Source organism: Xanthobacter sp. BG11Y11_SDJG, assembly GCF_057364445.1.
Genome location: NZ_JBNFNU010000214.1, coordinates 1 through 7,310 on the forward strand (window position 1 = coordinate 1; position 7,310 = coordinate 7,310).

At 70.0% G+C, this 7,310-nt stretch carries 9 protein-coding genes; 4 read left to right on the top strand and 5 right to left on the bottom strand.

All coding sequences use genetic code 11. The features are described 5' to 3' along the window. Positions 1-12 precede the first annotated feature (12 nt). Positions 13-1,191 carry an ABC transporter substrate-binding protein gene (locus AC2W7M_RS16215; protein WP_486133266.1) on the top strand — a complete coding sequence of 393 codons (1,179 nt, stop codon included), beginning with the start codon at positions 13-15 and terminating at the stop codon, positions 1,189-1,191. A gap of 43 nt (positions 1,192-1,234) precedes the next feature. Here AC2W7M_RS16215 and AC2W7M_RS16220 read toward each other — a convergent pair whose 3' ends face one another. Continuing rightward, a complete protein-coding gene (locus AC2W7M_RS16220) occupies positions 1,235-1,852 on the bottom strand; it encodes a YqgE/AlgH family protein (protein WP_486133250.1) in 618 nt (205 codons plus the stop codon). Positions 1,853-2,059: 207 nt separating this feature from the next. Between AC2W7M_RS16220 and AC2W7M_RS16225 the strand changes: the two genes are divergently transcribed. The 3 genes from AC2W7M_RS16225 (at position 2,060) to AC2W7M_RS16235 (ending at position 3,445) form a co-directional block, all read left to right on the top strand. Continuing rightward, a complete protein-coding gene (locus tag AC2W7M_RS16225) occupies positions 2,060-2,587 on the top strand; it encodes a protein-disulfide reductase DsbD domain-containing protein (RefSeq protein WP_486133252.1) in 528 nt (175 codons plus the stop codon). After that, positions 2,584-2,862 carry a hypothetical protein gene (locus AC2W7M_RS16230; protein WP_486133254.1) on the top strand — a complete coding sequence of 93 codons (279 nt, stop codon included), beginning with the start codon at positions 2,584-2,586 and terminating at the stop codon, positions 2,860-2,862. The genes AC2W7M_RS16225 and AC2W7M_RS16230 overlap by 4 nt, the downstream gene beginning before the upstream one ends. A 97-nt stretch (positions 2,863-2,959) precedes the next feature. Further along, entirely contained in the window at positions 2,960-3,445 is a 486-nt protein-coding gene (locus AC2W7M_RS16235; protein WP_486133256.1) for a redoxin family protein, read from the top strand. Positions 3,446-3,626: 181 nt separating this feature from the next. Here AC2W7M_RS16235 and AC2W7M_RS16240 read toward each other — a convergent pair whose 3' ends face one another. The 4 genes from AC2W7M_RS16240 to AC2W7M_RS16255 all read right to left on the bottom strand — a co-directional run bounded on the left by AC2W7M_RS16240 (position 3,627) and on the right by AC2W7M_RS16255 (position 7,008). Next, positions 3,627-3,845, bottom strand: coding sequence for a YdcH family protein (locus AC2W7M_RS16240; RefSeq protein WP_486133258.1), 219 nt, complete (start codon positions 3,843-3,845; stop codon positions 3,627-3,629). 147 nt (positions 3,846-3,992) lie between these two features. Continuing rightward, positions 3,993-4,697, bottom strand: a complete 705-nt coding sequence (locus tag AC2W7M_RS16245) for an ABC transporter ATP-binding protein (protein WP_486133260.1) — start codon at positions 4,695-4,697, stop codon at positions 3,993-3,995. Continuing rightward, positions 4,694-5,941 (bottom strand): ABC transporter permease, encoded by a 1,248-nt coding sequence (locus AC2W7M_RS16250; RefSeq protein ID WP_486133262.1) that lies wholly within the window; start codon positions 5,939-5,941, stop codon positions 4,694-4,696. The genes AC2W7M_RS16245 and AC2W7M_RS16250 overlap by 4 nt, the downstream gene beginning before the upstream one ends. Continuing rightward, complete coding sequence (locus tag AC2W7M_RS16255; protein WP_486133264.1) at positions 5,938-7,008, bottom strand: efflux RND transporter periplasmic adaptor subunit; 1,071 nt, start codon at positions 7,006-7,008, stop codon at positions 5,938-5,940. Before AC2W7M_RS16255 ends, AC2W7M_RS16250 begins: the two co-directional genes overlap by 4 nt. Positions 7,009-7,310: the final 302 nt, after the last annotated feature.

Below are 7,310 nucleotides of genomic sequence, written 5' to 3' on the forward strand. Positions count from 1 at the left end.
CTCCTCGCCGCGCTGGCGCTCGGCCTCCTCGCCGCGCTGGCGCCCGGCGCCGCGATGGCGCAGGCGCCGATCCGCATCGGCGAGATCAATTCCTATTCCACCATTCCCGCCTTCACCGAGCCCTACCGCAAGGGCTGGCAGCTGGCGCTTGAGGAGGTCAACGCCGCCGGCGGCCTGCTCGGCCGCAAGGTGGAGGTGATCTCCAAGGACGACGCCGGCAAGCCGGCCGACGCCATCACCGCCGCCAACGAGCTGGTCTCCGCCGACAAGGTGGCGATGCTGATGGGCACCTTCTTCTCCCACGTGGGCCTCGCGGTCTCCGACTTCGCGAAGCAGAAGAAGGTGTTCTTCCTCGCCGCCGAGCCGCTCACCGACGCCATCGTCTGGGACAAGGGCAACGCCTACACCTTCCGCCTGCGCCCCTCCAACTACATGCAGGCGGCCATGCTGGCGGAGGAGGCGGCGAAGCTCCCGGCCAAGCGCTGGGCCTCCATCGCGCCGAACTACGAATACGGCCAGTCGGCGGTGGCGGTGTTCAAGAAGCTGCTCTCGGAGAAGCGCCCGGACATCGAGTGGGTGGCCGAGCAGTGGCCGCCCCAGGGCAAGATCGACGCCGGCCCGGTGGTGCAGGCCATCGCCGCGGCCAAGCCCGACGCCATCCTTAACGTCACCTTTGGCCCCGACCTCGCGAAGCTGGTGCGCGAGGGCACCACGCGCGGCCTGTTCAAGGACCGGGCGGTGGTGAGCTTCCTTACCGGCGAGCCGGAATATCTCGACCCCATGAAGGACGAGGCGCCGGTGGGCTGGATTGTCACCGGCTATCCCTGGCAGGTGATCGACACGCCCGCGCACCAGGCCTTCCTGAAGGCCTATCAGGGCAAGTTCGGCGATTATCCGCGGCTCGGCTCCATCGTCGGCTATTCGGCCATGAAGGCGGCCGCCGCCATCATCGCCAAGGCCGGCTCCACGGATACCGACAAGCTGATCGCGGCGGCGAAGGGCATCGCGGTGGACACGCCGTTCGGCACCGTCACGTTCCGCGCCGGCGACCACCAGTCGACGCTCGGCGCCTTTGTCGGCACCATCGCGGTGAAGGACGGCAAGGGCATCATGGAGGGCGCGGTCTATCGCGACGGCGCGCTCTATCTGCCGGCCGAGGCGGACGCCGCGAAGCTGCGGCCCGCCGACTGAGCCGGCCGGTCAGCGGCGCGGGGATCAGGCCCGCGCCGCACCGTCACGCGTGCCCGGCCTCCGAGGAGAGCATGCCGGGATCGATGCCGAGCTTGCGCAAGGCGAGGTCGTATTTCGCCTCCGTGCTGCCGCCGAACACCAGATCGAAATCGGCGGCGCAATGGAGCCAGCCATTGGCCTGGATCTCCATCTCCAATTGGCCCGGCGCCCAGCCGGCATAGCCGAGGGCGAGGACCGCGCTCTTCGGGCCGTGTCCGCCGGCGATGGCCTTCAGGATGTCGAGCGTCGCCGTCAGGCAGATGTCGTCGTCGATGGGCAGCGTGGAATTCTCGATGAAATAGTCTGCCGAGTGCAGCACGAAGCCGCGTCCCGTCTCCACCGGGCCGCCGCGCAGCACCTTGATGCCCTCGGCGCGCTTCGGCAGCAGGATGCGGTCGGAAGCGGGCACCACATCGAGCTGGACCAGGAGTTCGGCAAAGTCGATGTGGCTCGCCGGCTGGTTGACGACGATGCCCATGGCGCCGTCCGCCGAGTGGGCGCACAGATAGATGAGCGTGCGGGCGAACTGCTCGTCGCGCATGGCCGGCATGGCGATGAGCATCTGGCCGTCGAGGAAGTTCGGATCCTCTTCCGACGATCCGTGCCTGGCGATATCGATCATGGGAGAAGGCTACCGCGCCGCGCCCGGTTTGGGAATGCGCCACGTCCGCTTCGTGAGCGCCGGACCGGCTCCGGCGGGGTGTTCGCGCGTGCCGTCACGGCCTTGTGCTCACGGGGGCTTTGCGCCCGGCCGCGGAAGGCGCTACCCCGCTGGACCATGATCTGCGCACGCTTTCGTCCCTTCCGTTTCGGGCTTTGCGCCCTCGCCGTGACGCTGGCGGCCGCGCCGGTGCGTCCCGCCGCGGCGGGCGAGAGCGCGCCGGTGGCGGTGCAGGGCGCCGAGGTGCGGCTGATCGCCGGGTCGATCGCCGGCGACGTGGCCCAGGCGGGCCTGGAGATCCGGCTCGCCCCGCACTGGAAGACCTACTGGCGCTATCCCGGTGATGCCGGCGTGCCGCCGCAGATCGAGTGGGCCGGCTCCCACAACGTGCTGGGGGTGGACATGGCGTGGCCGGCGCCGCGGCGCTTCGCCGACGGGGCCGGCGTCTATTCCATCGGCTACAAGGGCAACGTGCTGTTCCCGCTGGCGGTCAGGCTCGCCGATCCCAAGGCGCCGGCGCGCCTCCACCTCAAGCTCGACTTCGCGGTCTGCGAGGCGCTGTGCCTGCCGGCGCAGGCGGAATTCTCTCTCGTGATCGACGGCAAAGACGGCGTCGGCGCGGACGCCCGCATCGCCCAGGCGTGCGCTTCGGTGCCCAGGCGGCGGCGCTGGGCGGCGCCGAGGCGCCAGCCGTGACCTCGGTCGCTTTGGACCGCTCCAAGACGCCGCCCGAACTGGTGGTGGAGGCCCGCGTCCACAGCCCCATGGCCGATCTGTTCGTGGAGGGGCCGGACCCGCGCTGGGCGCTGCCGCTGCCGCAGAAGACGGCGCTGCCCGATGGCAGGGCGCGCTTCGTGCTGGCGGTGGACGGCCTGCCGCCGAACGCCGGGATCGAGGGCGCCCGCCTCGCCTTCACCTTGGTGGACGCGCCGCGGGCGATCGCGGTGGAGCACGAGATCCCGGCCCCCTGAGCGCCGTTTCCGCAACGGATTTCGGCGCTTTCCTCCTCCGGAAAACGACGTATTGTCGCGCAGCGGCCGAACCCGCCGCAATCCATCGGAGCGCTCCATGCCCATCTCGGTCGGTGATACCCTTCCCTCCGCCACCTTTCGCATGATGACGGCCGACGGCCCGGTGCCGAAGAGCGGCGACGAGATCTTCAAGGGCAAGAAGGTCGTGCTGTTCGCGGTCCCCGGCGCCTTCACGCCCACCTGCCACAAGAACCACCTGCCGGGCTATCTGGCCGAGGCCGAGGCGATCAAGGCCAAGGGCGTCGACACCATCGCCGTGGTGTCGGTGAACGATCCCTTCGTCATGGGCGCCTGGGAGAAGGCGAGCGGCGCGGACGGCAAGATCGTCTTCCTGGCCGACGCGGATGCCGCCTTCGCCAAGGCGCTCGACCTCACCTTCGACGGCTCGGCCGCCGGCCTCGGCCTGCGCTCCAAGCGCTTCTCCATGCTGGTGGAGGATGGCGTGGTGAAGGTGCTGAACGTGGAGGACGTGCCGTCCAAGGCCGACGTTTCCAGCGCCTCCGCCATGCTGGGCGCGCTCTGAGGCCGGAGGTCCTCAGCGTCCTGACATTTCCGTCACCGCCGTCATCCCCCGGCTTGTCCGGGGGATCAACGTTCCGGCCGGGCGCACGGTTTCTGCATTTCGCGCGGCTGGGCAGGGCCTGGAGTGGATGCCCCGGACAAGCCGGGGCATGACGGGGCGAGACGCGATGGAAGCGGCCCGCTCAGGCGATGATGTCGGGGAACAGTTCGTCCTCCACCTGGCTGATTCGGTCCTTGAGCTGCAGCTTGCGCTTCTTCAGCCGCTGCACCTGGAGCACGTCCGAGCCCGCCACCGCGGTCAGCGCGTCGATCGCCGCGTCGAGGTCGCGATGTTCCTGCCTGAGGCGTTCCAGAAGGGCCTTGAGGTCCCGCTCCTGCTCACGATCGTCCTGGCTCGTCATGCCCCCATCCGTCGCCCTGCGGCGCCCTGACGCATCTTGCTGCCGTGTGCGGTGACGCGCGCCGTCGTTCCGGTGCCGCACCCTGGAACTCTTCCGACTATGGCACGGGTGTGCCGCACCGCAAGGTGGCGGTTCGTCCGAGGCGGTTCAGCCCGTCGCGGCGGGAGCGCCGCCTTCGACGATGCGTCCATCCACCACCCGGACCTGGAGATCGGCGCGCGCGGCCAGAGCGAGGTCGTGGGTGACGATCACCACCGCCCGCTTCTCCGCGTCCACCAGCCGGCGCAGGATGGCGAACACCTGCTCGGTGGACTGGGTGTCGAGATTGCCGGTCGGCTCGTCGGCGAGCAGCACCGCAGGGTCGTTGGCGAGGGCGCGGGCGATGGCGACGCGCTGGCGCTGGCCGCCGGACAGCTGGTCCGGGCGCTTGCGCGCATGGGCCTCCAGGCCGAGCGAGGCGAGCAGCGCCAGCCCGCGCGCCTCCATCGCCTCCGCCTTCAGCCGGCCGAGCGCGCGCATGGGCAGCAGCACGTTTTCCAGGGCGCTGAATTCCGGCAGCAGAAAGTGGAACTGGAACACGAAGCCGAGCTTTTCCAGGCGGATCGCCGCCCGCGCGTCCTCGGACAGCCGGCTTGTGGCCTGCCCGTCCACATAGACCTCGCCGGTGGTGGGCAGGTCCAGCAGGCCGAGCAGATAGAGCAGCGACGACTTGCCGGACCCGGACGGCCCGGTGATGGCCATGAAGGTTCCCGGCGCGACGCGGAGGTTGGCGTCCGCGATGAGCGTCGCCGGCACCTCGCCGGTGATTACCCGGCCGAGGTTTTCCGCGCGGATCAGGGGCGCGCCGCTCACGAGGCGCCCCGGATGATGTCCACCGGCTGCAGCGAGGCCGCCTTGCGCGCCGGCAGATAGGCCGCGACCAGGGATGCGCTCAACGCGACCGCCCCGGCAAGCGCGTAGTGCAGCGGCGAATAATAGATGGGCAGGTGGGTCGCATCCATGAACGGGCTCTTGATCGCCACCTGTCCCATGGCGAGCGAGAGGCCGAAGCCGAGCGCGAAGCCGAGGGCCATCCCGGTCAGCCCGATCACCAGCCCCTCCAGCACGAAGATGGTGCGCACCAGGCGCTCGGTGAGGCCGAGCGACTTCATGATGGCGATGTCGCGCGTCTTCTCGTGGGTGATGGTGGAGATGATGTTGTAGGTGCCGAACGAGGCCACCAGCAGGATCGCGCCCACCACCATGTACATGATGAGGTTGCGGATCTCGAAGGCGGAGAGCAGGTCCTCGTGCGCCTCCTGCCAGGACACCGACTTGTAGCCGGTCTCGGCCTCGATGCGCGCGGCGATCTCGCGCGCCGCCATCACGTCCTGCGCCTTCACGCGGATCTCGTTCACCAGCCCGGTCTGGCCGGCGAGGATCTGCGCCGTCTTCACCAGCACATAGGCCTGGCTGTCGTCGGCGGAGGCGACGCCGGTATGGGAGAAGGCGACCACGGTGCACAGCAGCACCTGGCCGGTGCCTCCCGTCACCGACACCACGTTGCCGACCCGTGCGCCGATCTTGCCCGCCAGCCCGTCGCCGAGAATGATGGCGTTGGAGGCGCGGTAGAGGTCGGCGAGCGTGCCCTCGCGGATCTGCGTCGGCAGCTTGGAGACCGCGCCCTCGCGCTTGGGATCGACGCCGATCACGCTGGCGGTGCGGTCGCGCCCGGCGAAGCGCACCACCGCCTTGGCCTGCACCGAGGGCGCCACCGCCCCCTCCACCCAGCCCGAAATGGCGGACATGATGGCGTAGGGGTTCTTGATGCCGGGCCGGATCGCCTTGGTGGTCAGGCCCTGGATCGCGGCGGCGTCAAAGGCCTCCTCGGCCGGCTGGGGCGAGGGATGGCGCCGCTCGTCGCTCACCAGGATGTGCGGCAGCGCGTCCACCAGTTGGGTGATGAAGTCGCGCTGGGAGCCCTCCATCAGCGCCGCCATCATCACCGAGAAGCCGACGCCGGTGGCGACCCCGAGCACGCCCACCAGCGTCTGCCGCGCCCGGCTGCGCACATGGGTGAGGGCGATGGAGACGGCGAGGCCGAAGCGGGCGCTCACGGCGCCGCTCCCTTGGGCGCGCCCTCCGATCCGGTGGCGGCGCCCTGGTCCAGGAGCGTTCGGCCGAGGACGCGCACGCGCTCCCCGTTCCGCAGGTCGCTGGTGGCGGGGCTCGCCACCAGGTCGCCCTCCTTGAGGCCCGAGAGCACCTCGCTCATGCGGGTGCCGCGCAGGCCGAGCGTCAGCTCGGTGCGCGCGAGGCGCCGCCCCTCGATGCGGAAGGCGGCGTCGCCGATCAGCGCCTCGCCGGGCACCAGCAGCACGTTGTCGCGCTCGGCGACGACGATGTTCGCCTCGACGCTCATGCCGATGGCGAGCGGCGTGTCGTCGGGCAGCGAGAGATAGACGCGGAAGGTCTTGTTCACCGGGTCGCCCTTGGGCGTGATCTCGGCGACGGTCGCCTCCAGCAGCTGGTCCTTGTAGCCGTCGTTGCGCAGCAGCACCTTCTGGCCGACCTTCACGCGCGGGATGTCGTCCTCGTTCACGTCGGCGACGATGCGCAGGGGCTTCGGCTCGCCGATCCAGAACAGGGTGGTGTCGCCGGTGGTGGCGAGCACCTCGCCCACCTCGCCGTCCTTGCGCAGGATCACGCCGTCCATGGGCGCGCGCAGCTTCAATTCCTCAATGCGCTGCTTCTGCGCCTCCACCCGCGCCTCGTATTCGCGCAGTTGCGTCAGCACCTGCTCGTAGGCGGTCTGGCTCGCCACCTGACGCTCCATGAGGCTCTTGGCGCGGGCCACGTCGCCTTCGAGCCGCGCCCGGCGCGCCTCCATCTCGGCGAGGGTCGCCTGCTCGACCGAATCGTCGAGCTGCGCCAGCACGTCGCCCTGCTTCACCCTTTGGCCCTCGCAGTCGCAGATGGAGACGATGCGCTGGCGCTGCAGGGTCGACACCTTGGCCCAGCGGCGCGGCTCCACCACGCCGGTGGCGTAGACGATCTCCGCCGCCGTGCCGCGGCGCACCGCCACGGCCTTCACTTCGGCGAGGTGCGTGAAGCGCCAGGCCGCGACGCCGGCGGCCGCCACCAGGAGGACGAGCAGAATGCGCAGCCAGGTCCGGGCTTTCATGGGATGGCAAGGCTCCGCATTGCATTGCGTCCTTCGATCGGGCGGCCAGAGAGAGGTCCGAACCTCGGTCCTGTCCTTGCGTTCGCGCAATGGAGGAATTCGGCCGCATCGCCCTTCAGGGATTGTGAAGGGCTTTGCTTGCTAATCGAAGAAAGGGGCGAAGACACGTTACCGTTTGCAACGAGATGCAACGGTCCGGGAGGCACGCCATGGCCATGAGCGACCAGGAGAAGGCACCGCGCGGAGGGCGCGCTGCGTGGCCGCCGCCGCCCCGGACCGTGGCGCGGCCGCCCGGCCTCGAC